The following is a 24,688-nucleotide window of genomic DNA, read 5'->3' on the forward strand; positions in this document are numbered from 1 at the left end:
CGAAAAACCTCGCCTGTCTTTCTGACTGGTGAACCCCATGTCCAACCCGCAAAACCCCGTGCGCAACGTGCTGTATATCATGTGCGATCAGCTGCGCCGCGATTACCTGTCCTGCTACGGCCACCCGCACCTGCACACCCCGAACATCGACCGCCTGGCCGCCGCTGGCGTGCGCTTCAGCCGCGCCTACACCCAAGGCACGATTTGCGGGCCGTCGCGGATGTCGGCCTACACCGGGCGCTATGTCAGCAGCCATCAAGTGGCGTGGAACGCCGTCCCGCTGCCGCTTGAAGAACTGACCATCGGCGATTACCTGCGCCCCCACGGCATTCGTACTGCGCTGGTTGGCAAGACCCACGCCACGGCCAACGTGGATGCCTTGCAGCGGTTGGCGATCAACCCTGAAAGCGCTCAGGCCGAAGTGCTGAACGAAGTCGGCTTCGAGCCGTACTTCCGTCACGACGGCATCTTCCCCGACGACCCGCTGTTCGATGACAAACGCGAATCCGCGCCGTACACCCATTACCTGCGCGAGCAGGGTTTCGAAGGGCGCAACCCCTGGCACGACTGGGCCAACGCGGCCGAAGGCGACAACGGCGAAATCCTCAGCGGCTGGAAAATGCGCAATGCCCATTTGCCAGCGCGAATTCCCGAGCAACATTCAGAGACTGTCTACACTACAAATCGAGCCATCGACTTCATCGGTGAGCAAGGTGAAAAACCGTGGTTTTTACACCTGTCCTATATCAAACCCCACTGGCCCTACATCGTACCGGCGCCGTACCACACCTTGTACAGTACGAAATCGATTCTCGAACCGGTACGTAATGCCTCTCCAAGCGACCACCCGGTCTATCAGGCCTTTCGCCAGCATGAGGAAAGCCTGAATTTCTCCAAAGATCCGGTACGACTGAACGTGATCCCGACGTACATGGGTTTGGTCAAACAGGTCGATGATCAGTTGGGGCGGCTGTTCGATTTCCTGCAAAGCAACGGTCGCTGGGAAGACACGCTGATCGTGTTCACCAGCGATCACGGCGACTTCCTGGGCGATCACTGGCTGGGCGAGAAGGAGTTTTTGCTGGAGCAGGCGGTGGGCGTCCCCTTGATCGTGCGCGACCCGCGTGCGGCGGCGGATGTCACGCGGGGCACGGTCGATGAACGCCTGGCGGAAACCATCGACGGCGTGCCGACCTTTCTCGAAGCGCTGGGCGTGACGGGTGCCGAGCATCGGCTTGAAGGTCGCTCGCTGATTCCGCTGCTGCACGGTGAAAACCCTGACTGGCGCCGCTATGCGATCAGCGAATACGACTACGCCTTTCAGGCCCCGGCACGGGAGCGACTGGGCCAGCCGATTGACCGCTGCCGCATGACCATGGTGCGCAGCGAACGCTGGAAATACCTGGCGTACGACGGCTTCCGGCCGCAGCTTTTCGATCTGTTGAATGATCCGCAGGAGCTGCAGGATCTGGGCGCGGATCCGGCGTATGCGGCAGTGCGCGAGGAGCATGCGGGGTATCTGTTCGAGTGGGTGCGCGGGTTGAAGCGGCGCACGACCATCAGTCATCAGGAGATTGATTTGCGTGGGCAGCGGTTTCGTTATGGGGAGCCGGAGACCGAGAAGCTCGTTCAGATCGGGGTTTGGTGATTAAAAGCATCGCGAGCAAGCTCGCTCCCACAGGATTTGTGTGCGCCGCAAACCGGTGGGAGCGAGCTTGCTCGCGATGAGGCCCGATCAGACGCCGACGATTTCAGCGCCTTTGATGGTCTGACTACGCTGCCCATTCGCCCCGACCGGCACTTCCCCTTTGAGCGTCACCCGACGCACCACCCGATCCTGAGTGCCGTAATCATCAATCGCATAGTGCTGCGTCGAACGGTTATCCCAGATCGCCACATCACCGGCCTTCCAGCGCCAGCGCACGACGTTCTCCTGGCGGATCACATGACTTTGCAGCAAGCCGAACAGATGCGCCGAATCAGCCTGGGAATAGCCCTTGATGCGCTTGACGAAATGCCCCAGCAGCAAGCTCTTTTCGCCGCTGATCGGGTGTACGCGGACCACCGGATGTTCAGTCTCGTAGACGGTCGAGGTGAAGATCTTGCGATAGCGCTCAAGCTTCTCCGCCGAGACGTCCGGCTTCGCCCCGGCGTAGTCGTATTCGTTGCTGTGCACGGCCACCAGTTTGTCCGCCAGTTCGCGCAATTCGGTCGGCAGTTCGTTGTACGCCGTCGCGGTGTTGGCCCAGAGGGTGTCGCCACCGAATGCCGGGGCCACCACCGAGCGCAGGATCGACGCTTTCGGGTAGGCATCGACGAAGGTCACGTCGGTGTGCCAAGAGTTGGCGCGCTGCCCTTCGGCGCCGTCCAGTTCCAGCAGGTAACGGGTGCCCTCGCGGGACGGCACGGTCGGGTGCGCCACGGGCTCGCCGAGCAGATGCGCGAAGGCTTCCTGGCGTTGATCGTCGAGTTGGGTCTGCTCGCGGAAGAACACGACCTTGTACTGGATCAGCGCCTGTTGAATAGCTTCAACCGTCGCGGCATCCAGCTCACCGGACAGGTGCACGCCACGGATTTCGGCGCCGATACGGCCGGCCACCGGATGAATGTCCAGCGCGTGGACAGCGGGTTTTACAGCGAGTGCGGCATTGCTCATGGGTAGACCCTCATCGACTGCTTGCGGTTGGACGGCAGCGAAACAACGCTCTATCTATATTCCATTTACATCTAATAGATATTCACATGCTTCGTTGACGGAATAAGAGCTTGCATTTAAAACCTCAAGCAACCTCGTCGCAAATGCCTTCGAGCTATTTTTAGGATGCCGGAAAAGCATATGGATCTTCGCCAGTTGCGCTACTTCATCGCCCTCAACGAACACCGCAGTTTTGTCCGCGCGGCCGATGCCATGGGCATCACTCAACCGGCGTTCAGCCGCAGCATTCAAGGGCTGGAGCAGGAGTTCGGTTGCGTGCTGGTGGATCGCGGCAACAAGGATCTGCGCCCCACGCCCGAAGGCCAGGTGGTGCTGCAACACGCCCTGACCCTGGTGCAGGGCGCCGCATTGCTCAGCGCCGAAGTGACGCAGATGACCAAGCTCGACGCCGGCGAACTGCACTTCGGTTGCGGCCCGGCGCCGGCGGTGAAACTGGTGCCGGACGCGGTGGCGCAATTCATCAATGCGCACCCGAAAGTACGCACCTGTTTTCAGGTGGATAACTGGGAAAAACTCAGCCGCGCCCTGAGCCGCGAAGAGATCGAATTCTTCATCGCCGACATCCGCCATTTCGAATCCGACCCGAACTTCCAGACCCAGCCGCTGACACCCAAGCGCGGGGTATTTTTCTGCCGACCGGGGCATCCACTGCTGGCCAAGGAAAGCCTGTCGACCAATGACATGTTCGACTACCCGCTGGCGACCACGCTGATCCCGCCGGGCATTCGCAAACTGCTGGCGAATCTCAGCGGCCGGATCGATTTCTCACCGACCATCGAGACCGAGCATTTTCCGGCGCTGGTGAAAGTGGTGCTGCAATCCGACGCGATTGGCGTGGGCACTGAAGAGGCGTTTGTCGAGGACATCGCCCAAGGCTCGCTGGCGCTGCTGCACTGGCGCAATCTGCCGCAGAACCTGGAGAGCATGAATGCGCGGTGCGGGATCGTGAGCCGCACGGGATTCCGGCTGTCACCGGCGGCGCGGGCGATGATCGAGACGCTGGTGGCGGTGGATAAACAGGCGATCAGCGTCGCGGTTTGAGGGTCATTCCCACGCCTTGCGCGGGAATGACTGCATGACTCAGAGCTTCGCAGCCGCCAGCTCAGGCGCCACCCACTCGTTCACCTTGAACGGCTTGCGGATCAGCTTCTGCTGCGCCGCCAGATCCACCTTGCCCTGCAGGTTTTCGAGGAACAGCGGATCCAGTGTCGACGGGAACACTTCACTCAGATTCTGATCCTTCAGATCCTGGGTGAGGATGACCGGCGGATAGCTCGCGAGTCCCGACACAAGCTGCACGTAAGCGTCCTTGTTGCTGTCCTGAGTCAGCCACTCTACTGCCTGCTGCTGCGCCTTGAGCAACTTCGCCACGGCTTCCGGATGCCCGTCGACAAACTTGCCGGTGCCCACCAGCACCGACTGCACACTGCCGGCGCCACCGAGGTCCTTGGTGTTAAGCGGCAACTCGGCCAGGCCCTTGGCCTGCAATGCAGTCAGCCCGGAGCTGCCCCACGACGCATCGATCTGCTTCGCCGCCAGCGCGGCAACCGCTGCGTTGAAATCGAGGTTGATCACTTTCACGTCCTTCTCGCTCAGGCCCACGCTGGCCAGCGCCGCATCGAACGACAACTGGGTCGCGGTGCCCCGGAAGATCGCCACGCGCTTGCCTTTGAGATCCTGCAACGTCTTGATCCCCGAACCCGGCACGACGCCGAGATATTGCTTCACACCCCGGGCACTGGCGCTGAGCAGGCGCGTATCCAGACCGTTGGACTTGCCAATGATGGCCGCCAGATCTCCGAGATAGGCCAGGTCCACCTGACCGTTGGCGAACGCCTCGTTGATCACAGGTCCGGCGCCCTTGAAGAAGCTCCACTGAATCTTGATGCCCTGATCCGCGAAGGCCTTTTCGAAGATCTGCTGATCGCGCAGCACGTCGACGATGCCCCCGCCGCTGTGTTGAGTACCCGCGCTCAGATCAGGCACGGCAATTCTGATTTCCTTGAGCTCGTCGGCCTGGGCAGAGAACGCCAGCAGACCCGCCAGCGCCGGCGCGGCAAACAGACTGATGACACGTTTGAAGGGAAGGTTCATGGGTGCGGCTCCTAATCACGGCGGGCATTGAGGAGCCGAAAGTAGGCGCAATCCGTATCAGCACTTAAATACTTAAAAAGCACATTTTTATAGCTTTTCAAGCTAAGCCAGCAAAGTCGGGACATGTAGAGCCGTATGCATGGAGAGCATCGAAAATATTCTTCGAATGCATTGGATGCGCGTAGGGCTGGAGGCCTTAAATGGCGCTGCTTATCTCCAAAATGATTATTTTCAAACTCACTTATAACTATTTGTTTTTAGCTAATTCCGCTGACTCGATCCAACCCGACAACGGAGGTCACCATGGCCCGTGAATCCCTGCTCAGCCTGCCACTGGCCGCACCGCCGTTGAAAAGCCGGCGCACCTGGCCAAGCCTGAGCCACCGTGTTTTACCCTGGATATTGCCGCTCGGACTGTTCGCCCTGTGGTGGCTGGCGGCGCGCAATCAATGGATGAGCGAACAGATCCTGCCGGCGCCGTCACTGGTGTGGAACAGCGCGATCGAGCTGTCCCAGGGCGAGTTGTGGAGTCATTTGTGGATCAGCCTGCAACGGCTGTTCTGGGTCCTGCTGGCAGGCGTTAGCGCCGGCGCGGTGCTCGGTGCGGCGCTGGGCTTCAGCCGTCGCCTCGAACGCTTGATATTTCCGACCTTCGCCGGCCTGGCCCAGGTGCCGACGCTGGCGTGGATTCCACTGTTCATGGTGTTTTTCGGCATCGGCGAAGTGCTGAAACTGGTGGTGCTGATCAAGGCCATCGTGGTGCCGGTCACCCTGCACACATTGGTCGGCGTGCGTGATGCGCAACCGAAACTGCGCGAAGCCGCCGCCGTGTTGCGCCTGCCGCCACGGTTGCTGATTCGTCGACTGGTGCTGCCCGCCGCCCTCCCAGCGTTCATGGCCGGCTTGCGTCTGGCGCTGGCCGCTGGCTGGACTTCATTGCTTGCCGTCGAGCTGCTGGCCTCCAGCGAAGGCATCGGTTACCTGATGGTCTGGGCGCGTCAGCTGTTCATGCTCGACATCGTCTTCGTGTGCATCGTGGTGATCGGTCTGATCGGCGTGGCGATGGATCGCGGCATCGGTCTGCTGGACAGGAAACTGGTGCACTGGCCGCACCCAGCCACGGCGGAGATTCGTCGCGGCCCGTGCTACGAAGGCTGGCAGCGCGTACAGCCGTGGCTGCTGCCGCTGGCGCTGTTTGCGCTGTGGCAACTGGCGGTCGATCAGCAATGGATCGATGCCAACATTCTGGTCAGCCCGTGGGTGGTGCTTGAGGCAACGAAAAACGGATTGCTCGACGGCACGTTGATCTCGGGCATGGCCCTGAGCCTGGGCCGCACACTCGGCGGCTTGCTGATTGGCGGCGGCCTCGGCCTCGTGCTGGGCTTGTTGCTGGGTCTGTCGCGCACCAGCGAACGCGTGCTCGGCCCGACCCTCGCCGCCCTGCGCCAGATCGCGATTTTCGCCTGGGTGCCGCTGCTCACCGCCTGGTTCGGTCTGGGCGAACTGGCGAAGTGGGTGTTCGTCGCCCTCGCCGCTTTCTTTCCGTTGTTTGTCGCAACCCAACGTAGCGTCGCCAACCTCTCGCCACAACTCAACGAAGCCGCGCAGGTCCTGCGCCTGAGCCTCGGCCAGCGTCTGCGTCGACTGGTATTGCCGGGCGCCGCGCCGGGGATTTTCGCCGGCCTGCGCCTGAGCCTGATCTACGCCTGGCTCGGCACCATCGGCGCCGAATATTTCATGCCGTCCAACGGCGGCATCGGCAGCCAGATGATCGGCGCCCAACAACTGCTGCGCATGGACCTGATCATGGCCGGGATGCTGCTGGTCGGCCTCACCGGCGCCCTGCTCAACCTCATTGGCCAACGCCTGGAAATCCGCGCCACCCGCTGGAGACACGCATGAACGCACCGATTGTCAGCTTCAACCATGTAGGCAAATCCTTCGACGTCGACGGTTTCGAACTGGAGGCGATCCGCGAATTCAACCTCGACATTGCCGAGGGCGAATTCGTCGCCATCGTCGGCTCCAGCGGCTGCGGCAAATCCACTTTGCTGCGCTTGCTGGTGGGCCTCGATACGCAGTTTCGCGGGCAGATCAGCGTCGATGGCAAAGCCGTCAGCGGCGTTGGCGGCGAGCGCGGCATCGTGTTTCAGGAACACCGTTTGTTCCCGTGGCTGACGGTCGCCGACAACATCGGCCTGGGCCTGGTCAACGAGCCGCTGAGCGCCGCTGAAAAGCAGCAACGCGTCAACGATTTCATCGAGCTGGTGGGCCTGCGCGACTTCACCCGTGCCTACCCGCATCAACTCTCCGGCGGCATGGCCCAGCGCGTGGCGATTGCTCGCGGTCTGGTGGCGAGCCCACGAATCCTGCTGCTCGACGAACCCTTCGGCGCCCTCGACGCACTGACCCGCCAGCAGATGCAGGACGAACTGCTGGCGATTCGCGAGCGGGCAAAGATCACCACGATTCTGGTCACTCACGATGTCGAGGAAGCGATTTTCCTCGCTGATCGCGTGGTGGTGATGGAACCGCGCCCCGGCCGGATCAAACAAGTGGTGGACATCGCCCTGCCCCATCCGCGCCAGCGCAGCAGTTTTGACTTCCATCAGTTGCGCGAAGAACTGCTGCACGAACTGACCAGTGACGACCATTACCAACCGAGCGCACCGGTGCAGATCCGCGATCTGCCGCTGTCGTTCATTGCCTGCTGAACAGGAGCCTGTTGATGCCGCAACGTCCCAACTTTCTGGTGATTCTGGCCGATGATCTCGGCTTCTCCGACATCGGTGCCTTCGGCGGCGAAATCGCCACGCCGAACCTCGATGCCCTGGCCAACAACGGCCTGCGTCTGACCGACTTCCACACCGCACCGACTTGCTCGCCGACCCGCTCGATGCTGCTCACCGGCACCGATCACCATATCGCCGGCATCGGCACCATGGCTGAAACCCTGACCCCGGAATTGATCGGCAAACCGGGTTACGAGGGCTACCTCAACGACCGTGTCGTCGCGCTGCCAGAGTTGCTGCGCGAGGCCGGTTACCAGACGTTGATGAGCGGCAAATGGCACCTGGGCCTGACCGCCGAACTGGCGCCCCACGCCCGAGGTTTCGAGCGCTCGTTCTCGCTGTTGCCCGGCGCGGCGAATCACTACGGATTCGAACCGACCTACGATGAACACACGCCCGGCCTGCTGAAATCCACCCCGGCGCTGTACATCGAGGACGACACGTTCATCGACGAATTGCCGAAGGATTTCTATTCCTCCGACGCCTTCGGCGACAAGCTGTTGCAGTACCTCAAGGAGCGTGACCAGAGCCGGCCGTTTTTCGCGTACCTGCCGTTTTCCGCACCGCACTGGCCGTTGCAGGCGCCCGCCGACATCGTCGAAAAATACCGTGGCCGCTACGACGCGGGGCCGGAAGTGCTGCGCCTCGAGCGTCTGGAAAAACTGAAGTCGCTGGGGCTGATCGAGCCGGATGTCGAGCCGCATCCGCTGATCCAGCTGACCGCGCAATGGGACGCGCTGAGCGATGAACAAAAACGCATTTCCGCCCGGGCGATGGAAGTCTACGCAGCGATGGTCGAGCGCATGGACTGGAACATCGGCCGCGTCGTCGACTACTTGCGCCAGCAGGGCCAGCTCGACAACACCTTCATCCTGTTCATGTCCGACAACGGTGCCGAAGGCGCGCTGCTGGAGGCCTTTCCGAAATTCGGTCCGGAGCTGGTGACCTACCTGAGCCAGCATTACGACAACAGCCTCGACAACATTGGCCGCGCCAATTCCTACGTCTGGTACGGGCCGAACTGGGCGCAGGTGGCGACCGCGCCGTCGCGCCTGTTCAAGGCGTTCACCACCGAGGGCGGAATTCGCGTTCCGGCACTGCTGCACTATCCGCAGCTGCCGCTGAAGGGGCAGATCAGCCATGGTTTCGGCACGGTGATGGACATCACGCCGACCATCCTCGATCTGGCCGGTGTGCGCCATCCGGGCAAGCAGTGGCACGGCAAACCGGTGGCGCCGTTGCGTGGTAAATCGTGGCTGGGTTTCCTGTCCGGCGAGACGGCGCAGGTGCATGACGAACACACCGTCACCGGCTGGGAACTGTTCGGGCGCCGGGCGATTCGGCAGGGGCAGTGGAAGGCGGTGTGGATTCCCGGGCCGGTGGGGCCGGCGACCTGGCAGCTTTATGACCTGGGGAGTGATCCGGGGGAGATTCATGACCTGGCGTCGAGTCAGCCGCAGAAGCTTGAAGCGCTGATCGAGCATTGGCAGCGGTATGTGGAGGAGACCGGGGTGATTTTGAGTGAGTCGCCGTTTCAGCCGGATTGAGGGGGGGCTCATGTAAGGCTATCGCCGGTTCGCCGGCGATAGCTTCGGATATCTTCAAGCCTGAGCCGTCTGCACTTCTTTCTGCAGAACTTCTTCCTTGCGAACAAACCGGTTCGCCCGTCCGAACGTCCCGAAATCGTTAAACCGAACCCCCATCTCCCGCATCACCTTATGCGCCACCGGCACCGTCAACTGGCGAATGTAGAACGGCTCCTTCACCACAAAATGATGAATCCCGTGACTGCTGCCGAAGTTGAAGCAGAACGCCTGCAACGGCCAGAGCCACCAAGGGTTCAACACCTGACACTGCTGAAGCACATTACCCGGTTCCACATCGCCGTAGTAATGCATGTTCGAACTGATGAAGTGCAGGCAGAAGGTGCGCAACACGTTCGGCCCGATGATGACCACAGCGGCGATGTCGATCACTTGCATCACCGACAACGTGGTCGCCGACCATTCAATCGGCGAGCCCATCAGGTAGGCGATCCCGTTGGCGGCATGGAACCCGAGAAACACATACCACGCCCCCCAATGCACCAACGCCAGCGGCGCGTAGACCTTCAAAGTGCGCTTGATGATGCTGAACTTGTGCGCCCAGGTCTTGGCCCGCAGCATGCGGATGAACGCGGACATCACGTTGTCGCCGACCATCAGCAACCGCGCAAAACCCCAAGGCTCGCCGTTGGTGATCGCCCGTTCTTCCATGTCGGTTTCAGTGCCGGACACCTTGTGATGATTGAGGTGCAAATGACGGCGGATCCACGGGTTGATCGTGCTCGGCCGCGCCAGCCACACCAGCCCCATCATCAGGTTGTGCGGCATGCGCTGTTTGCGGAAATACATGCTGTGGATCAGGTCATGTTCGAGCTCATGAGTCAGCGAAGCAAAAAACGCGTTGAGCAACAGACACGCCCACCACGCCATGTGCCCGGTGATATAGAGCGCCGCCGAACCGATCATCCCGGCCAGGGCAAAGGCCAGAATCCCCGCGCCGAGGGCGTCCTGATGGTTGAGAATCGGGTAGCGCTCGCGCAGCTCGACGCCCTTCGCCAGCACCACTTCGCGAATATGCGCTGATCGCTGGGCAGCATTGTGTCGCTGGGGACTTGCAGAAGTACGGTCCATGCTTCCATCCTCTGGTTATTGATGTTCGTATCCTGCCCCGCGCGGATTTCGAACGCGGTAGCCGAGAACGCCAACCTGTTGACCGGAAGCGCCAATCAGCATGAAGGAACCGACTTCTCTCGCCAGCTGGACCCGCGCCCTGCGCAAGCAACTCGATGCGCTGGGGCTGGACAGCACTGCCCTGTGTCAGCAGGCCGGGCTCGATCCGCAATTGATGGACGACCCGAACGCCCGCTATCCGTTGTCCGCGACCACACGCCTGTGGGAAATCGCGGTACAGGTCAGCGGTGATCCGGCGATTGGTTTGCGGGTGTCGCGGTTCGTCAGCCCCACGACGTTTCACGCGCTGGGCTATGCGTTGGTGGCCAGCGGCAGCCTGCGGGAAGTGTTCGAGCGGATCGTGCGTTATCACCAGGTGGTCAGCGACGCGCTGGAACTGGAGCTGACCCGAACCGAAGACCGCTATCGGTTTCGCCTGAAAATCCCGACCGACAACCCCGCTCCGGCCTTCGAAGCCATCGACGCCTTCGCCGCGATTTACGTGCGCACCTGCCGCAATCGCTTGGGCCGCGACTACGCACCATTGGCGGTGTACCTGCGCCGCCCGGAGCCGGCCGATGCGCATCAATGGCACAAGGTGTTCCGCTCACCCGTGCATTTCTCCGCCGACGAAGACTGCATCGAATTCGCCCTCACCGACTTCGACAGTCACCTGGACGACGCCAACCCGGAACTGGCCGAACATAACGAAGCAGTGCTCAAACGCACCCTCGCCCAGCTCAAGCCGCTGACCTGGGAGCGCAAGGTACGCGACGCCATCGAAGAACAACTGCCCGAGGGCGAACCCAGCGCCGAACGCATCGCCCAGGCCCTGCACCTGAGCCTGCGCAGCCTGCAACGGCATCTGGCGGACGAGGGTTGTCGCTTCGACACCCTGCTGAATGAAAGCCGCGAAAACCTCGCACTGCTGCACCTGCGCGATCCGCAATGCTCGCTGAGCGAGGTCAGCTATTTACTGGGATTTGCCGATACCAGCAGCTTCAGCCGCGCGTTCAAACGCTGGACGGGGATGACGCCGGGGCAGTTTCGGGATCAGTTGCGCTGACGGGTCGGGAATTTGTACTGAATCGACCAGCCTCTTCGCGGGCAAGCCTGCTCCCACAAGGATCGGGGCGTACAAAAATCCGTGTCACACCTCGACCATTGTGGGAGCGGGCTTGCCCGCGAAGAGGCCATTCAGATCGCTGAAAATCCAAGCTCAAAAACCGTACCCGTTGCATCACTGCTAACCCGCACCCGTCCACCATGTAACTGCATGATCGACTGGACGATCGCCAGTCCCAATCCGCCGGAATCTCCCGGCTCCGCGCGGGACGGGTCGACGCGGTAGAAGCGGTCGAACAGTTTGCCCAGATGTTCATCCGCGATAACCGGGCCGAGGTTGTGGACTTGCAACCAGCACATGCCTGGTTCATCGCGTCGGCACAGGCTGATGACCGAGCCGGCATCGGCGTGGCGCACGGCGTTGGCCAACAGGTTGCCCAAGGCGCGTTGCAGCAGTTGCTGATCGGCCAGCAATTCTCCGCTGAACGTGTTTTCGAGGCGGATTTCACGGTCATCGGCCAGGGCTTCGAAGTAGTCGCACAACTCATCGCCGATTTCGTGCAGCTCCAGCGTGCGCAGATCGAGCGCCCGCTCGGCCTGCTCGGCGCGGGCGAGAAACATCAGGTTTTCGGCCATGCGCTTGAGCCGTTCGAACTCTTCCATGTTCGACGCCAGCACCTCCTGATACTCGGTGCTGCTGCGCGGGTAATTCAGTGCCTGGCCGTTGCTCGCGAGCAAGGTGTGCAGGGGCGTGCGGATTTCGTGGGCGAGGTCGGCGGAAAACTGTGAGAGGCGCTGGAAGCCGTCGTCCAGCCGCACCAGCATGCCGTTCAGCGCGTGCACCGGTTCCAGCAATTCCGCTGGCGTGCCGGCGGTGGGGACGCGTTGGTCGAGGCTGCGCAGGTCGATGCCGCGCAGCGCTTCACTCAGTTCGCGCAGAGGCCGCAAACCACGGCGCAACAGCACCAGGCCGAGCGTGAAGGCGAGCACGGCACCCAGTCCGACGGCCAGATACAAGCGCAGGCGATAGCTGCCGAGCATCTGCTCGCGCTCGCTCAAGACCTTGCCGGCGATCACGGTCAGCGCTTCGCCGTTCGGGCCTTGGGCCTGACCTGACAACAGGGCCAGCTCGACACCGTCCGCCGCCTGCCAGGTCAGCACATCGCGGCGTTGCGGCGGTTGATCCCGGGGGATGGCCTGCACGGACGGCAGTGCGCGTTGGCGAGGGTTGATCGCGATCACATTCGAACCGTCCGCGCGTTGCACCAGCAGCAGACTGTCGAGGTTGCCGAGCATGTTCTGGTACAGCCGTGGCCGCGCCTGCAAGGCGTCGAGGCTGTCGCTGTCGGCGAGCAGCGCGCGCACCTGTTCCAGACGACCGAGCAACGCCATGTCGTCGCGCCAGGCGATTTCCGAGGCCAGCGAGCGATACAGGAACACGCCGATCGCGCTGAGCACCAGCGCGCAGACTGCCGCGAACGCCAGGGCCAGGCGCCAGGCGATGGATCTAGCGCGCATCGTCAGGCGCTTCGAGTTGATAGCCGACCCCGCGCACAGTGTGAATCAGCTTGGGCATGTACGGATCATCGACTTTCGAACGCAGCCGACGCACCGCGACTTCGACCATGTTGGTGTCGCTGTCGAAATTCAGGTTCCACACCTGCGAAGCGATCAGCGTGCGCGACAGCACTTCACCCTGACGGCTGGCGAGCAAATGAAGGAGGGCGAATTCCTTGTTGGTCAGGGCGATGCGCTGGCCGCCACGACTGACCCGGCGGCGCAGCACGTCGATTTCCAGGTCGGCGATGCTGTACGACTCGGCTTCGCGCATCGGCCCGCGCCGCAACAACGTGCGCACCCGAGCGAGCAGTTCGGCGAAGGCGAACGGCTTGAGCAAATAGTCATCGGCCCCTAGTTCGAGACCTCGCACGCGATCTTCGATGGCGTCCTTCGCCGTCAGGAACAGCACCGGCGTGGCGCCACGCTGACGGATCAGCTGGAGCAGTTGCCAGCCGTTGAGGCCCGGCAGCATTACATCGAGGATGATCAAGTCATATTCCTGCTGCTCGATGAAGTAGCGCCCGTCGAGGCCATTCAGTGCCACATCCACGGCAAAACCCGACTCACCCAGCCCTTTGGCGAGGAAATTCGCGGTTTTGGCTTCATCTTCTACAACCAGCAAACGCATGGCACACCTCGATTGATCAGAGGCACAGGCTAGGCCCCTTCGGCCGCATTGCCCATTACAAACTTGTAATCCGACTGACGAGGTTTCGACGGGGACCGGCGGATAAGGTGGCGGCCTTCGCTTTTGGAGCCTGCCCATGACCGTCAAATACTTGATTGCCAGCCTGGCAATCGGCCTCGGCACTGCCGCGTTCGCTGCGCCTGAGCTGCCCCGGCACGCCGATCTCGATCTGAAAACCGCACGGCTGCTGGCCGACGCGGCGCTGGAAAACTGCACCGGCACGGTGTCGGTGCTCGACCGTGGCGGCAACCTGCTGGTGACCTTGCGCGGCGACGGTATCGGCTCGCACAACACCACCGCCAGCCAACGCAAGGCCTACACCGCGCTATCGACGAAAACCCCGACCCGGTTGTTCGCCGAGCGTGCCCGCAGCAACCCGGAAACCGCCAACCTCAACACCCTCGATGAATTGCTGTTGCTCGGCGGCGGCATCCCGCTGTTCGCTGGCAAGGAACTGGTCGGCGCCATGGGCGTGGCCGGTTCCGGCGGCGGCGAGCAGGACGAGAACTGCGCGATCAAGGCTGCCGACATCGTCGGCCTGTCCATCAACCGTATTTGAACCCAGGAGCATCACCATGACCCCACTGCGCATGACTTTCGCCGCGCTTGGCTTGAGCGCTTTTTCGAGCCTGGCGCTGGCCGCCGGCAATCCGCTGAGCGTGCACGTACTCAATCTGGAAAACGGCCTGCCGTCGCCGGGCATCAACGTGACGCTGGAACGTCATGTCGGTCAGGACTGGCAGCCGCTGGCGCAGGGCACCACCAATGAACAGGGGCGGATCGCCGAATTGTTCCCGGCGAACAAACCGTTCGAGGCGGGTGAATATCGGGTGGTGTTCAAGACCGGCGAGTACTTCGAGAAGACGAAGCACGAGACGTTTTTTCCGGAGATTCCGGTGATTTTTAAAGTGAAGCAGACGGATCAGCACTACCACATTCCGTTGCTGCTGAGCCCGTATGGCTTCTCCACTTATCGCGGTTCGTAAGCCATTGGCAGGTGGAGATCAGAGTGTCGCCAGTGCGCGCAATCGCGCGGCGTCGAGGATTTCGATCTCGCCATAACTCAAGCCGATAATCCCCTGCCCCTGCAACTCCTTGAGGATCTGGTTGGTAGTCTGCCGCGACAGCGACAGCATCGACGCCAGCTGTTCCTGGGGCAGTTGCAGCACCCGGCGTGGCGGGTCGAGTTCGCCGTAGCCCTCGGCGATCATCAGCAAGCGATGGGCCAGACGCGCCGGGGCCGGTAGCAGGCTCAGTTGTTCGAGGTTGATGAAGGTCAGGCGCAGCTTGTGGCTCATCAACAGAGCGAGATGGCGCCAATAGACGGGTTGCTCGTCGAGCAGTTTCAGCAGCGTGGCCTGGGGAATGTTCAGCAGGGTACAAGGCCCGACCGCGTAGGCATCGTGCGTGCGAGGCTGGCCGTCGAACAGGCAGATTTCGCCAAACCAGTGCGGCGCCTCCACCAGGCTCAGCAACGCCTCCTTGCCCTGCTCGCTGACCGCGCCGATGCGTACCGCTCCGTCGATCACCGCGTACAGCCCGCACGGCGCATCACCGCGCTGGAACAAGCGCTGCCCCGCCGCCAGCCGCCGCTCCCGGGCCGCCGCCAGCAGACTATCCTGAAAGGACGAAGGCAGATGACTGAACCATTGCCCGGTCAGCAGGCGCTCGCGCCAAACCTTATCCATGCGTTCTCCTAAAGATTGTCGCCTGCCTGACAGAGCGAGCCGTGAACCCGGGGCATGATTCGATCACCCTACAGGAGGAACAACAATGAAAAGCCTCGTCGATCATTTGAGTCAATACGCCGCTTACCACCGTGACCCGCGCAACATCGCCAGCCACTTTATCGGGATTCCGCTGATTGTGGTGGCGGTGGCCGTGTTGTTGTCGCGGCCGGAATGGGCGGTGGACGGATTGTGGATTTCCCCGGCGGTGATTGCCGCCCTTGCTTCGGCGTGGTTTTACCTGCGCCTGGAACTGAAACTCGGGGTTCTGATGACCGTGTTGATGGGGCTGTCGGTCTGGGCCGGGCATGTATTGGCACAGCAGAGCACCATGGTCTGGCTCAGCAGCGGTCTGGCGATGTTCGTGATTGGCTGGGTGATCCAGTTTGTCGGGCACCACTATGAAGGGCGCAAACCGGCGTTCGTCGATGATTTGAGCGGACTGATTGTCGGGCCGTTGTTTGTGGTGGCCGAACTGGCGTTCATGCTCGGGATGCGCCATGAGCTGAAAGAGCAGATCGAGGCGCGGGCGGGGGTGGTGCGGGTCAATCCGAACAGGGCTGCTGTGTAAGCCGCTTTCGCGAGCAAGCTCGCTCCCACATTTGGAATGCACTCCATTGTGGGAGCGGGCTTGCCCGCGATGCTTTTAGAGGTTGGCGACTTTCTGCCAGACCTTCGGCTTGAAGAACAACGTCTCACCCTTGGCCAGCCCGGTCAGGCTGTCGTGGTCTTTCACTACTTCCGCTTCGATCAGATCCGTCTGCCCCTCAACCTTCAACGTCACCCGCGTGGTCGCGCCCAGAGGCCGGATATCGCGGACTTCAGCAGCGTGGTGATCCTCCAGTTCATGCCGCGACAGCGACACTTCGTGCGGACGGAACAGCACGTGGTTGTCATCGCCCAGATGCAGGCGGTTCGAATCGCCGAGGAAGTGATAGACGAAATCGCTGGCCGGATTTTCGTAGACGTCGCCCGGTGAACCGATCTGCTCGATCACACCCTTGTTCATCACCACGATGCGGTCGGCCACTTCCATCGCCTCTTCCTGGTCGTGGGTCACGAACACCGAGGTCAGGTTGATGTCTTCGTGCAGGCGCGCCAGCCAGCGGCGCAGCTCTTTGCGCACCTTGGCGTCGAGGGCGCCGAACGGCTCGTCAAGCAGCAACACTTTCGGCTCTACCGCCAGGGCGCGGGCCAGGGCGATACGCTGGCGCTGGCCGCCGGACAGTTGTTCCGGATAGCGATCCGACAGCCAGTCCAGTTGCACCATGTTCAGCAGCTCGTGAACCTTGGTCGCGATCTGGCTTTCAGTCGGGCGCTGGTTTTTCGGTTTCATGCGCAGGCCGAACGCGACGTTGTCGAATACGGTCATGTGGCGGAACAGGGCGTAGTGCTGGAACACGAAACCGACGTTGCGATCCCGCACGTCGTGGCCGGAAACGTCTTCACCGTGGAACACGATGTTGCCGTTATCCGGGGTTTCCAGACCGGCAATAATGCGCAGCAAGGTGGTCTTGCCGCAGCCGGACGGGCCGAGCAGCGCCACCAGTTCACCGCTGTGGATGTCCAGGCTGATGTTGTCCAGCGCCTTGAACGCATTGAAATTCTTGCTGACGTTACGCACTTCGATCGACATGAGTTATTCCTCCGCGGCGCTGGCGCGCAGGCGGTTGATACGGTTTTCGCTCCACTGCTTGAGCAGCAGGATGAAGAGCGCCAGGATCAGCAACAGGCTCGCCACGGCGAACGCGGCCACGTGGTTGTATTCGTTGTAGAGGATCTCGACGTGCAGCGGCAAGGTGTTGGTCACCCCGCGAATGTGCCCGGAAACCACCGACACCGCACCGAACTCACCCATGGCCCGCGCGGTACACAGCACCACGCCATAGATCAGCCCCCATTTGATGTTGGGGACGGTCACGTGCCAGAACATCTGCCAGCCATTGGCGCCGAGCAGGCGCGCGGCTTCCTCTTCCTGAGTGCCTTGTTCCTGCATCAGCGGGATCAGCTCACGGGCCACGAACGGCACGGTGACGAAGATCGTCGCCAGCACGATGCCCGGCAGGGCGAAGACGATCTGGATATCGTGATCCTGCAGCCACGGCCCGAACAGGCCCTGGGCGCCGAACATCAACACGTAGACCAGACCCGCGATCACCGGCGACACCGAGAACGGCAGGTCGATCAGGGTCACCAGCATACTCTTGCCGCGGAACGAGTATTTGCTCACGCACCACGCGGCACTGACACCGAACACCAGGTTCAGCGGCACCGAAATCAGCACCGCAATCACGGTGAGTTTCAGGGCCGACAAGGCATCCGGTTCAAAGATCGCGGTGAAGAACGCGCCGAGGCCGTTCTTCAATCCCTGCGACACCACGATGAACAGCGGCAGCACCAGAAACAGGAAAAAAATCAGCCAGCCGAGGCCGATCAGGATCCGCCGCGAAGTGGCACTGCCACGGCGGGCGGCGTTGGCCGAGGAAGCGGCCGCAATAGACGATTGGGACATGGTTCGCGCCTCCTTATGGGGTTTCGATGCGCCGCTGCAGCAAGTTGATCAGCAGCAACAGGACGAAGGAAACCACCAGCATCAACACGCCGATGGAGGTAGCGCCGGTGTAATCGTACTGGTCGAGCTTGACCATGATCAGCAGCGGCAGGATCTCGGTTTTCATCGGCATGTTGCCGGCGATGAAAATCACCGAACCGTACTCGCCGACGCCACGGGCAAACGCCAGCGCAAAACCGGTCAGCCAGGCCGGCAACAGCGCCGGCAGCAGGATGTGACGGAACACCTGCAATGGTTTCGCACCCAGGCACGCGGCGGCTTCTTCGACTTCACGCGGGATGTCGGCCAGCACCGGCTGCACCGTGCGCACCACGAACGGCAAGGTCACGAAGGTCAGCGCCAGGGTGATCCCGAGCGGGGTGTAGGCGATCTTGAAACCGAGGTCGGCGGCGAACTGCCCGACCAGCCCGGTCGGCGTGTACAGCGCCGTCAGCGCAATACCGGCCACGGCGGTCGGCAGGGCGAACGGCAGATCGATCATCGCGTCGATCACCTTGCGCCCCGGGAACGTGTAGCGCACCAGCACCCAGGCCAGCAACGTGCCGATAATGCCGTTGATGATCGCGGCGCACAGTGCGGTGCCGAAGCTCAACTTCAATGCGGCGAGAACGCGGGGCGCGGAGATGATCGTCCAGAACTGATCCCAGGTGAGTTGGGCGGCGTGGACGAACATCGCCGCCAGCGGGATAAGCACAATCAGGCTGAGGTACACCAAGGTGTAGCCCAGCGTCAGCCCGAAGCCGGGTATGACGGGGGAGATACGACGCGACATAAAAGTCCTTGGTTTGAGAACGCACAAAGCCCCGACGGTTAAATCGGGGCTCGTTTATGACCTATTTCAGATTACTGCGCCTGATAGATCTGGTCGAACACGCCACCATCGTTGAAGAATTTCGGCTGTGCGGTTTTCCAGCCGCCGAAGTCCTTGTCGATGGTCACCAGTTCCAGTTTCGGGAACTGCTGGGCGTACTTGGCTGCCACGTCCTTGTCACGCGGGCGGTAGAAGTTCTTCGCCGCGATTTCCTGACCGGCCGGGCTGTACAAGTGCTTGAGGTAGGCTTCGGCGATCTGCTCGTTGCCCTTCTTCTCGGCGTTCTTGTCGACCACCGCCACCGGTGGTTCGGCGAGGATCGACAGCGAAGGCACGACGATGTCGAACTTGTCCTTGCCGCCGTCTTCTTTCAGCGCCAGGAAGGCTTCGTTTTCCCAGGCCAGCAACACGTCACCCTGACCGTTGTTGACGAAGGTGATGGTCGAGCCACGGGCACCGGTGTCCAGAACCGGAACGTGCTTGAACAGGGTTTGTACGTATTCCTTGGCTTTGGCTTCGTTGCCGCCGTTGGCTTTCAGGCCGTAGGCCCACGCCGCGAGGAAGTTCCAGCGTGCACCGCCGGAGGTTTTCGGGTTCGGGGTGATTACCGAGACGTCGTTCTTGACCAGATCGCCCCAGTCCTTGATGCCTTTCGGGTTGCCCTTGCGCACCAGGAACACGATGGTCGAGGTGTACGGGGTGCTGGCGTCCGGCAGACGCTTCTGCCAGTCAGCCGGCAGGGTCTTGCCGAGCTTGGCGATTTCGTCGATGTCGCCGGCCAGGGCCAGGGTCACGACGTCGGCGCGCAGACCGTCGATCACCGCTCGGCCCTGCTTGCCCGAACCGCCGTGGGATTGCTGGATTTTCACGGTGTCGCCGGCATGCTCTGCCTGCCAGTACTTCACGAACTCGGCGTTGTAATCCTGATACAGCTCGCGCGTCGGGTCATACGACACGTTGAGCAGTTCGTAATCCTTGGCAACCGCGGAACCGGCAAACACAGCACTGGCCAGGGCGGCCAAAGCGTAACGGCGAATCGACGACATGGTGAAAGCTCCTGGAATTCTTGGTGGTGGCTTTTTCTTATGGATTGCTGGAATCGGGTTGCTCATTCAACGACCGCAGCCTGTGGCAGCTTCTGCCAACAGCTCCCCGCAGGAGCTGCCGCAGACTACGAATCAGGCCGGTTTGTTACCCGGTTGCTGCAGACGGAATTTTTCTTTGCGTTCGATCTGGACCACCTGGGCGTTATGCACAGTGATTTCCACCGCGCCGAAACGCAGGTCGCGCAAGGCGCTCTGGATTTCGCGCAAGATGGTGCTTTCGTCCTGACCGTCAACGCTACGCAGGGATGCGCTCATGGTGCTGCTCCTTTGTATGGGATATGCCTGGCAGTGGGCGGCACTGCGTTCGGCGTGGGAGCAATATAAGAGAGCTTTGGATATTCTTAAAAAGACTATTTAAGAATGTTTATATAACTGGAAAACATTATGTGATGCAGCAAGGGTTTGCGGCGGATTTGCCCGTTGGCAAACCCACCGTACGCCGCCCTCAGCCGATCAAGGGCGCCCGGTTCCAGTCGATTTGCGCTTCCGGGACCGGCCGCCCAAACCAGTAGCCCTGCCCCAGATCACAGGCCTGGCCCAGCAGGAACGCCGCCTGCTCCGCCTGTTCGATGCCCTCGGCGTGCACCTGCATGCCCATGCTGCGGGCCAGAGCGATAATCACCCGGACGATCGCCGCGTCGTCCTCGTCCCACGGCAGGCCGGCGACGAAGCCCTGATCGATCTTGAGTTTCTGCACCGGCAGGCGCTTGAGCCGCAGCAACGACGAATAACCGGTGCCGAAGTCATCGATGGCCAGACGAATGCCCAGCTCGCGCAGCCGATGCATCTGCTCCAGCGCGACTTCCGGATCGTCCATGACTGCGCTTTCGGTGACCTCCAGTTCCAGATAGGCCGGATCCAGACCGGTCTCGTGCAGCACCTGTGCAACCTGCTCGTACAATTCGCGACGGGCGAACAAGCGTGACGACACGTTCACCGCAACAAACGACAGCACCACCCCGGCCTGCTGCCATTGGCACATCTGCCGGCAGGCCTGCTGCATGACCCAGGCATCGATTTCCGAGATCAGCCCGGTGCGCTCGGCAATCGGGATGAACTCCGCCGGCGACACCAGGCCCCGCTGCGGATGCTCCCAGCGCACCAACGCTTCGACGCCGATCAGGCGACTGGTTTTCAGGTCGTGTACCGGTTGGTAGTAGACCCGCAGCTCCTGCTGCTCCAGCGCGCGGCGCAATTCGAAGGCGATTTCGACCCGCTGCTGGGCGTGGGCCGTGAGTTCTTCGGTGTACAGCGCGTAGCCGTTGCGGCCGCTGCTCTTGGCCTTGAACAGCGCAGCATCGGCGTTGCGCAACAGCTGTTCGGCGCTCAGCGCATCGCTGGGAAACAGGCTGATGCCGAGGCTGGCGTTGATGAACAGCTCGTGGCCGTCGAGGCAGAACGGTTCCTTGAGCACATCGAGAATGCGCTGAGCCAGCGCCGCCGCCTGCGCCGGCTGTGGACAACTTTCCAGCAGGACCGCGAACTCATCGCCGCCCAGCCGCGCCAGAGTGATGCCCGGCCCGAACAACGCCTGCAAACGCGCGGCGACCGCCTTGAGCAAACGGTCACCGATGTTGTGGCCGAGGCTGTCGTTGATCAGTTTGAAGTGGTCCAGATCGATCATCAGCAGCGCGCAACCGCGCTTGTGCGTCTGCGCCGATGCCAGCGCCTGTTCGGCGCGGTCGCTGAACAGCAGGCGGTTGGGCAGGTCGGTCAGCGGATCGTGGTGAGCCAGGTGCTTGAGCTCGTGTTCGGAATCCTTGATCGCGCTGATGTCGGAAAACACCGCGACGTAGTGGCTGAGCCGACCGTCTTCGTCGCGGATCACCCGGATCGTTTGCCATTGCGGGTAGATCTCGCCGCTTTTACGGCGGTTCCAGATCTCGCCGCTCCACTCGTCCTTCGCCTGCAACGTGGCGAACATCGCCTGATAGAACCCCGGCGGGTGGTGCCCGGACTTGAACAGGCTGGGCTGCTGGCCAATGACTTCCTCGCGCTGATAACCGGTGATTTCCATGAAGGCGCGATTGACGTGCACGATCAGCCCCTGCCGGTCCGTGACCAGCACGCCTTCGCGGGTGCAATCGAATACCGCAGCGGCCTGACGCAGCCTTTCGCGATCCGCCTGACGCTCACGCAATCGGGCACCGATGCCCAGGCATTCGAACAGCCGCGCCCGGGCCAGGAAGATCAACCCGGCGCTGAGCGCTACGAACACGTAGCCGTTGATCAGTTGCCAGCGCAGCTGTTCGTCAGAGTTATCGAAGAAACTGTTCAATAAATAGCCAGTACCTTGCAGCCAGACAACGGCAAGGACCAGGTAAAGCAGCGCTGCACGCAAAGCATCGCGGTATGTGGCAGACATTCGGCCGTCCATGTCCCTACAAAAATGTCGGGATTATAGGTCAAGAAACATCCAGCCATCTCTTATCTGAAAGGGCGACTGGTTTTATCTGTGTGCTTGGTGATAATGCAACGGCTGTTTTTTCTTTATCGAGGGCCCTATAGCCTATGTGGTACGAAGGTTTTCTTGGCTTGTCGGCCTGGTCACTGGTCGCCGTCACCCTGGTGATGACCCACGTGACGATCGTTGCCGTCACGGTCTACTTGCACCGCTACTCGGCCCATCGCTCCCTGGAGCTGAATGCCGGCCTGAAGCATTTCTTCCGTTTCTGGCTGTGGCTGACCACGGCGCAGAACACCCGCGAGTGGACCGCCATCCACCGCAAACACCACGCCAAATGCGAAACCGAAGATGACCCGCACAGTCCGGTCGTCAAGGGTCTGTCCACCGTCCTGCGCAAAGGTGCCGAGCTGTACCGCGAAGAAGCGCAGAACCCGGAAACCCTGCGCATCTACGGCAAGAACTGCCCCGAAGACTGGATCGAACGCAACCTCTACAGCCGCTACCGGCTGCTGGGCGTGGCGATCATGGCCGTCGTCGACCTGCTGCTGTTCGGCACCATCGGCATCACCATCTGGGCGATCCAGATGATGTGGATCCCGGTCTGGGCGGCCGGCGTGGTCAACGGTCTCGGCCATGCAGTCGGTTACCGCAACTTCGAATGCCGCGACGCGGCGACCAATCTGGTGCCCTGGGGCATCCTGATCGGCGGCGAAGAACTGCACAACAACCATCACACCTACCCCAATTCGGCCAAGCTGTCGGTCAAGAAGTGGGAGTTCGACCTCGGCTGGGCCTGGATCCAGGTCTTCAGCTTCCTGCGTCTGGCCAAGGTGCAGCGTGTTGCCCCGATCGCCCACCGCGTCGAAGGCAAGGGCAGCCTGGACATGGACACCGCCATGGCGATCCTCAACAACCGCTTCCAGATCATGGCCCAGTACCGCAAGCTGGTGATCGGCCCGCTGGTGAAGCAGGAACTGGCCAAGGTCGATCATTCGGTACGCCACCAGTTCCATCGCGCCAAGCGTCTGCTGTCGCGGGAAACCAGCCTGCTGGAAGATCGCCACCACGCGCGCATCCAGAACATGCTCGAGCACAGCCAGGCGCTGAAGGTAATCTACGAGAAACGCCTGGCCCTGCAGCAGATCTGGGTCAAGACCAGCGCAAATGGCCACGACATGCTCGCCGCTATCAAGGAATGGGTACACGAAGCCGAAGCCAGTGGCATCCAGTCCCTGCGTGAATTCGCCGACCAGTTGAAAACCTACTCGCTGCGCCCTGCCGCCGTCTGATGCCGTTGATCGGTGCGTCCGGTTCCCGGGCGCACCCTTCGGAACTTCACCCCCGATCCCCTATCTCAAAGACACTTCGCCACCCCCGGCGGGCTTTCCCGTGGCCGTTGTCGACTTCCCGGCACGCCCTTTGAGATTCGTGTCGATGGTCAACAACAATCAAAAAGACTCATCCCCTCCCCAGTGGCCCGAGGCCGCGCAGACCCTGATGGCATTGATGCACGCCCAGGGCGAAGTCGCCCGGCTGAGCGAGCGCGAGCAACTGTTCAGCTCGTTGCTGGTCAGCGTCAACGCCGTGCTTTGGGCCTTCAACTGGGAAACCCGTCAGGTGCTGTACGTCAGCCCCGCCTACGAACGGATTTTCGGCCGCTCCGCCGCCTTGCTGTTGGCCGACTACAACCAGTGGCGCGACAGCATCTACCCGGACGATCTGGAATACGCCGAACGCAGCCTCGCCGAAGTGCTGCACAAAGGCGCCGTGGAAGACCGCGAATACCGGATCATCGCCGCCGACGGCCAGGTGCGCTGGATCAGCGACAAGTGCTTCATCAACCGTCAGGACGAACCGGGGCAACCGGTGATCATCGTCGGTATCGCCGAAGACATCACCGACAAGAAACAGATGGAAACCGAGCTGCAACGCCTGGCCACCACCGACGTGCTGACCCAGAGCAGCAATCGCCGGCACTTCTTCGAATGCGCCCACCGCGAGTTTGAAGACGCCCGCCTGCAAGGGGCGCCACTGGCGTTCCTGCTGCTGGACATCGATGACTTCAAGGTGATCAACGACACCTACGGCCATCCCGAAGGCGACAACGTGCTGCAACGAATCGCCGAATGCGGTCGTGCGTCGTTACGCCGGGGAGACCTGTTCGGAAGGATTGGTGGTGAGGAATTTGCTGCGGTTTTTCCGGGCTGTGCGCCGGACATGGCGATGCAGGTGGCCGAACGGCTGCAACGGGAAATTCAGCGACTGAGCTTCAATCACGCCGATCAGACGTTCGGCATCACCGTCAGTCAGGGCCTGACCAGCCTCACTCCCGAAGACGAAAGCCTCGACACCCTGTTCGCCCGCGCGGACGCGGCGATGTACGAGGCCAAACGGCAGGGCAAGAACCGGATCATTTCCGCCTGATTCCCGACCGGA

General features: G+C 61.7%; 23 protein-coding genes. 11 read left to right on the forward strand and 12 right to left on the reverse strand.

Features of this window, described 5'->3' with window-relative positions; all coding sequences use genetic code 11:
- The first annotated feature begins 37 nt into the window (after positions 1-37).
- Positions 38-1,648, forward strand: a complete 1,611-nt coding sequence (locus AC1Q9F_RS24215; protein ID WP_443579217.1) for an alkaline phosphatase family protein — start codon at positions 38-40, stop codon at positions 1,646-1,648.
- An 87-nt stretch (positions 1,649-1,735) separates the two neighbouring features.
- Here AC1Q9F_RS24215 and AC1Q9F_RS24220 read toward each other — a convergent pair whose 3' ends face one another.
- Positions 1,736-2,656: a TauD/TfdA dioxygenase family protein gene (locus AC1Q9F_RS24220; RefSeq protein WP_492621099.1), complete on the reverse strand. Its 921-nt coding sequence runs from the start codon at positions 2,654-2,656 to the stop codon at positions 1,736-1,738.
- Positions 2,657-2,836: 180 nt separating this feature from the next.
- On the opposite strand from AC1Q9F_RS24220, the gene AC1Q9F_RS24225 reads away from it, so the two are divergent.
- The gene (locus AC1Q9F_RS24225; protein ID WP_085608580.1) at positions 2,837-3,757 is read left to right on the forward strand and encodes a LysR family transcriptional regulator; all 921 of its coding nucleotides are present in this window, start codon (positions 2,837-2,839) and stop codon (positions 3,755-3,757) included.
- Between the two features lie 39 nt (positions 3,758-3,796).
- Here AC1Q9F_RS24225 and AC1Q9F_RS24230 read toward each other — a convergent pair whose 3' ends face one another.
- Positions 3,797-4,810 carry an ABC transporter substrate-binding protein gene (locus AC1Q9F_RS24230; RefSeq protein ID WP_011331920.1) on the reverse strand — a complete coding sequence of 338 codons (1,014 nt, stop codon included), beginning with the start codon at positions 4,808-4,810 and terminating at the stop codon, positions 3,797-3,799.
- 303 nt (positions 4,811-5,113) lie between these two features.
- Here AC1Q9F_RS24230 and AC1Q9F_RS24235 point away from each other — a divergent pair, with 303 nt between their 5' ends.
- From AC1Q9F_RS24235 to AC1Q9F_RS24245, 3 genes are read left to right on the forward strand one after another with little or no spacing between them, the layout of a single operon-like run.
- Entirely contained in the window at positions 5,114-6,712 is a 1,599-nt protein-coding gene (locus tag AC1Q9F_RS24235; RefSeq protein WP_492621098.1) for an ABC transporter permease, read from the forward strand.
- On the forward strand, positions 6,709-7,524 hold the full coding sequence (locus AC1Q9F_RS24240) for an ABC transporter ATP-binding protein (RefSeq protein WP_492621097.1): 816 nt from the start codon (positions 6,709-6,711) through the stop codon (positions 7,522-7,524). The genes AC1Q9F_RS24235 and AC1Q9F_RS24240 overlap by 4 nt, the downstream gene beginning before the upstream one ends.
- 14 nt (positions 7,525-7,538) lie before the next feature.
- On the forward strand, positions 7,539-9,149 hold the full coding sequence (locus AC1Q9F_RS24245) for an arylsulfatase (protein WP_273536945.1): 1,611 nt from the start codon (positions 7,539-7,541) through the stop codon (positions 9,147-9,149).
- Positions 9,150-9,203: 54 nt separating this feature from the next.
- Here the strand turns inward: AC1Q9F_RS24245 and AC1Q9F_RS24250 are convergent, their stop codons facing one another.
- Positions 9,204-10,277 (reverse strand): fatty acid desaturase, encoded by a 1,074-nt coding sequence (locus AC1Q9F_RS24250; RefSeq protein WP_492621096.1) that lies wholly within the window; start codon positions 10,275-10,277, stop codon positions 9,204-9,206.
- 100 nt (positions 10,278-10,377) lie between these two features.
- Between AC1Q9F_RS24250 and AC1Q9F_RS24255 the strand changes: the two genes are divergently transcribed.
- The gene (locus tag AC1Q9F_RS24255; protein ID WP_492621095.1) at positions 10,378-11,382 is read left to right on the forward strand and encodes an AraC family transcriptional regulator; all 1,005 of its coding nucleotides are present in this window, start codon (positions 10,378-10,380) and stop codon (positions 11,380-11,382) included.
- A 131-nt stretch (positions 11,383-11,513) separates the two neighbouring features.
- Here the strand turns inward: AC1Q9F_RS24255 and AC1Q9F_RS24260 are convergent, their stop codons facing one another.
- Positions 11,514-12,899: a heavy metal sensor histidine kinase gene (locus AC1Q9F_RS24260; protein WP_492621094.1), complete on the reverse strand. Its 1,386-nt coding sequence runs from the start codon at positions 12,897-12,899 to the stop codon at positions 11,514-11,516.
- Positions 12,889-13,569 carry a heavy metal response regulator transcription factor gene (locus AC1Q9F_RS24265; protein ID WP_085697973.1) on the reverse strand — a complete coding sequence of 227 codons (681 nt, stop codon included), beginning with the start codon at positions 13,567-13,569 and terminating at the stop codon, positions 12,889-12,891. Before AC1Q9F_RS24265 ends, AC1Q9F_RS24260 begins: the two co-directional genes overlap by 11 nt.
- A gap of 136 nt (positions 13,570-13,705) precedes the next feature.
- On the opposite strand from AC1Q9F_RS24265, the gene AC1Q9F_RS24270 reads away from it, so the two are divergent.
- Together AC1Q9F_RS24270 and uraH are read left to right on the forward strand one after the other, a co-directional pair.
- Complete coding sequence (locus AC1Q9F_RS24270) at positions 13,706-14,188, forward strand: GlcG/HbpS family heme-binding protein (protein ID WP_492621093.1); 483 nt, start codon at positions 13,706-13,708, stop codon at positions 14,186-14,188.
- A 16-nt stretch (positions 14,189-14,204) separates the two neighbouring features.
- Positions 14,205-14,615, forward strand: a complete 411-nt coding sequence (gene uraH / locus AC1Q9F_RS24275; RefSeq protein ID WP_007952813.1) for a hydroxyisourate hydrolase — start codon at positions 14,205-14,207, stop codon at positions 14,613-14,615.
- Positions 14,616-14,633: 18 nt separating this feature from the next.
- Here the strand turns inward: uraH and AC1Q9F_RS24280 are convergent, their stop codons facing one another.
- Entirely contained in the window at positions 14,634-15,317 is a 684-nt protein-coding gene (locus AC1Q9F_RS24280) for a Crp/Fnr family transcriptional regulator (RefSeq protein WP_492621092.1), read from the reverse strand.
- 85 nt (positions 15,318-15,402) lie between these two features.
- Here AC1Q9F_RS24280 and AC1Q9F_RS24285 point away from each other — a divergent pair, with 85 nt between their 5' ends.
- Positions 15,403-15,927 carry an Mpo1 family 2-hydroxy fatty acid dioxygenase gene (locus AC1Q9F_RS24285; RefSeq protein ID WP_492621091.1) on the forward strand — a complete coding sequence of 175 codons (525 nt, stop codon included), beginning with the start codon at positions 15,403-15,405 and terminating at the stop codon, positions 15,925-15,927.
- Between the two features lie 75 nt (positions 15,928-16,002).
- Here AC1Q9F_RS24285 and AC1Q9F_RS24290 read toward each other — a convergent pair whose 3' ends face one another.
- The 6 genes from AC1Q9F_RS24290 to dibA form a co-directional block, all read right to left on the reverse strand.
- Positions 16,003-16,992, reverse strand: coding sequence for a sulfate/molybdate ABC transporter ATP-binding protein (locus tag AC1Q9F_RS24290; RefSeq protein WP_007952816.1), 990 nt, complete (start codon positions 16,990-16,992; stop codon positions 16,003-16,005).
- A gap of 3 nt (positions 16,993-16,995) precedes the next feature.
- Positions 16,996-17,868 carry a sulfate ABC transporter permease subunit CysW gene (cysW, locus tag AC1Q9F_RS24295; RefSeq protein WP_007952817.1) on the reverse strand — a complete coding sequence of 291 codons (873 nt, stop codon included), beginning with the start codon at positions 17,866-17,868 and terminating at the stop codon, positions 16,996-16,998.
- Positions 17,869-17,881: 13 nt separating this feature from the next.
- Positions 17,882-18,700, reverse strand: coding sequence for a sulfate ABC transporter permease subunit CysT (gene cysT, locus AC1Q9F_RS24300; protein WP_007952818.1), 819 nt, complete (start codon positions 18,698-18,700; stop codon positions 17,882-17,884).
- A gap of 71 nt (positions 18,701-18,771) precedes the next feature.
- The gene (locus AC1Q9F_RS24305; RefSeq protein ID WP_096821860.1) at positions 18,772-19,785 is read right to left on the reverse strand and encodes a sulfate ABC transporter substrate-binding protein; all 1,014 of its coding nucleotides are present in this window, start codon (positions 19,783-19,785) and stop codon (positions 18,772-18,774) included.
- Positions 19,786-19,917: 132 nt separating this feature from the next.
- Positions 19,918-20,100, reverse strand: coding sequence for a sulfur starvation response protein OscA (oscA, locus tag AC1Q9F_RS24310; protein ID WP_007952821.1), 183 nt, complete (start codon positions 20,098-20,100; stop codon positions 19,918-19,920).
- A 190-nt stretch (positions 20,101-20,290) separates the two neighbouring features.
- Positions 20,291-22,210, reverse strand: coding sequence for a phosphodiesterase DibA (gene dibA / locus AC1Q9F_RS24315; protein WP_492621090.1), 1,920 nt, complete (start codon positions 22,208-22,210; stop codon positions 20,291-20,293).
- 146 nt (positions 22,211-22,356) lie between these two features.
- On the opposite strand from dibA, the gene desA reads away from it, so the two are divergent.
- Complete coding sequence (gene desA / locus AC1Q9F_RS24320; RefSeq protein ID WP_115076129.1) at positions 22,357-23,541, forward strand: delta-9 fatty acid desaturase DesA; 1,185 nt, start codon at positions 22,357-22,359, stop codon at positions 23,539-23,541.
- A 145-nt stretch (positions 23,542-23,686) separates the two neighbouring features.
- Positions 23,687-24,676: a GGDEF domain-containing protein gene (locus tag AC1Q9F_RS24325; protein WP_007957611.1), complete on the forward strand. Its 990-nt coding sequence runs from the start codon at positions 23,687-23,689 to the stop codon at positions 24,674-24,676.
- Positions 24,677-24,688 lie beyond the last annotated feature (12 nt).

It is taken from the genome of Pseudomonas sp. GW823-FHT04A03, from assembly GCF_058796615.1.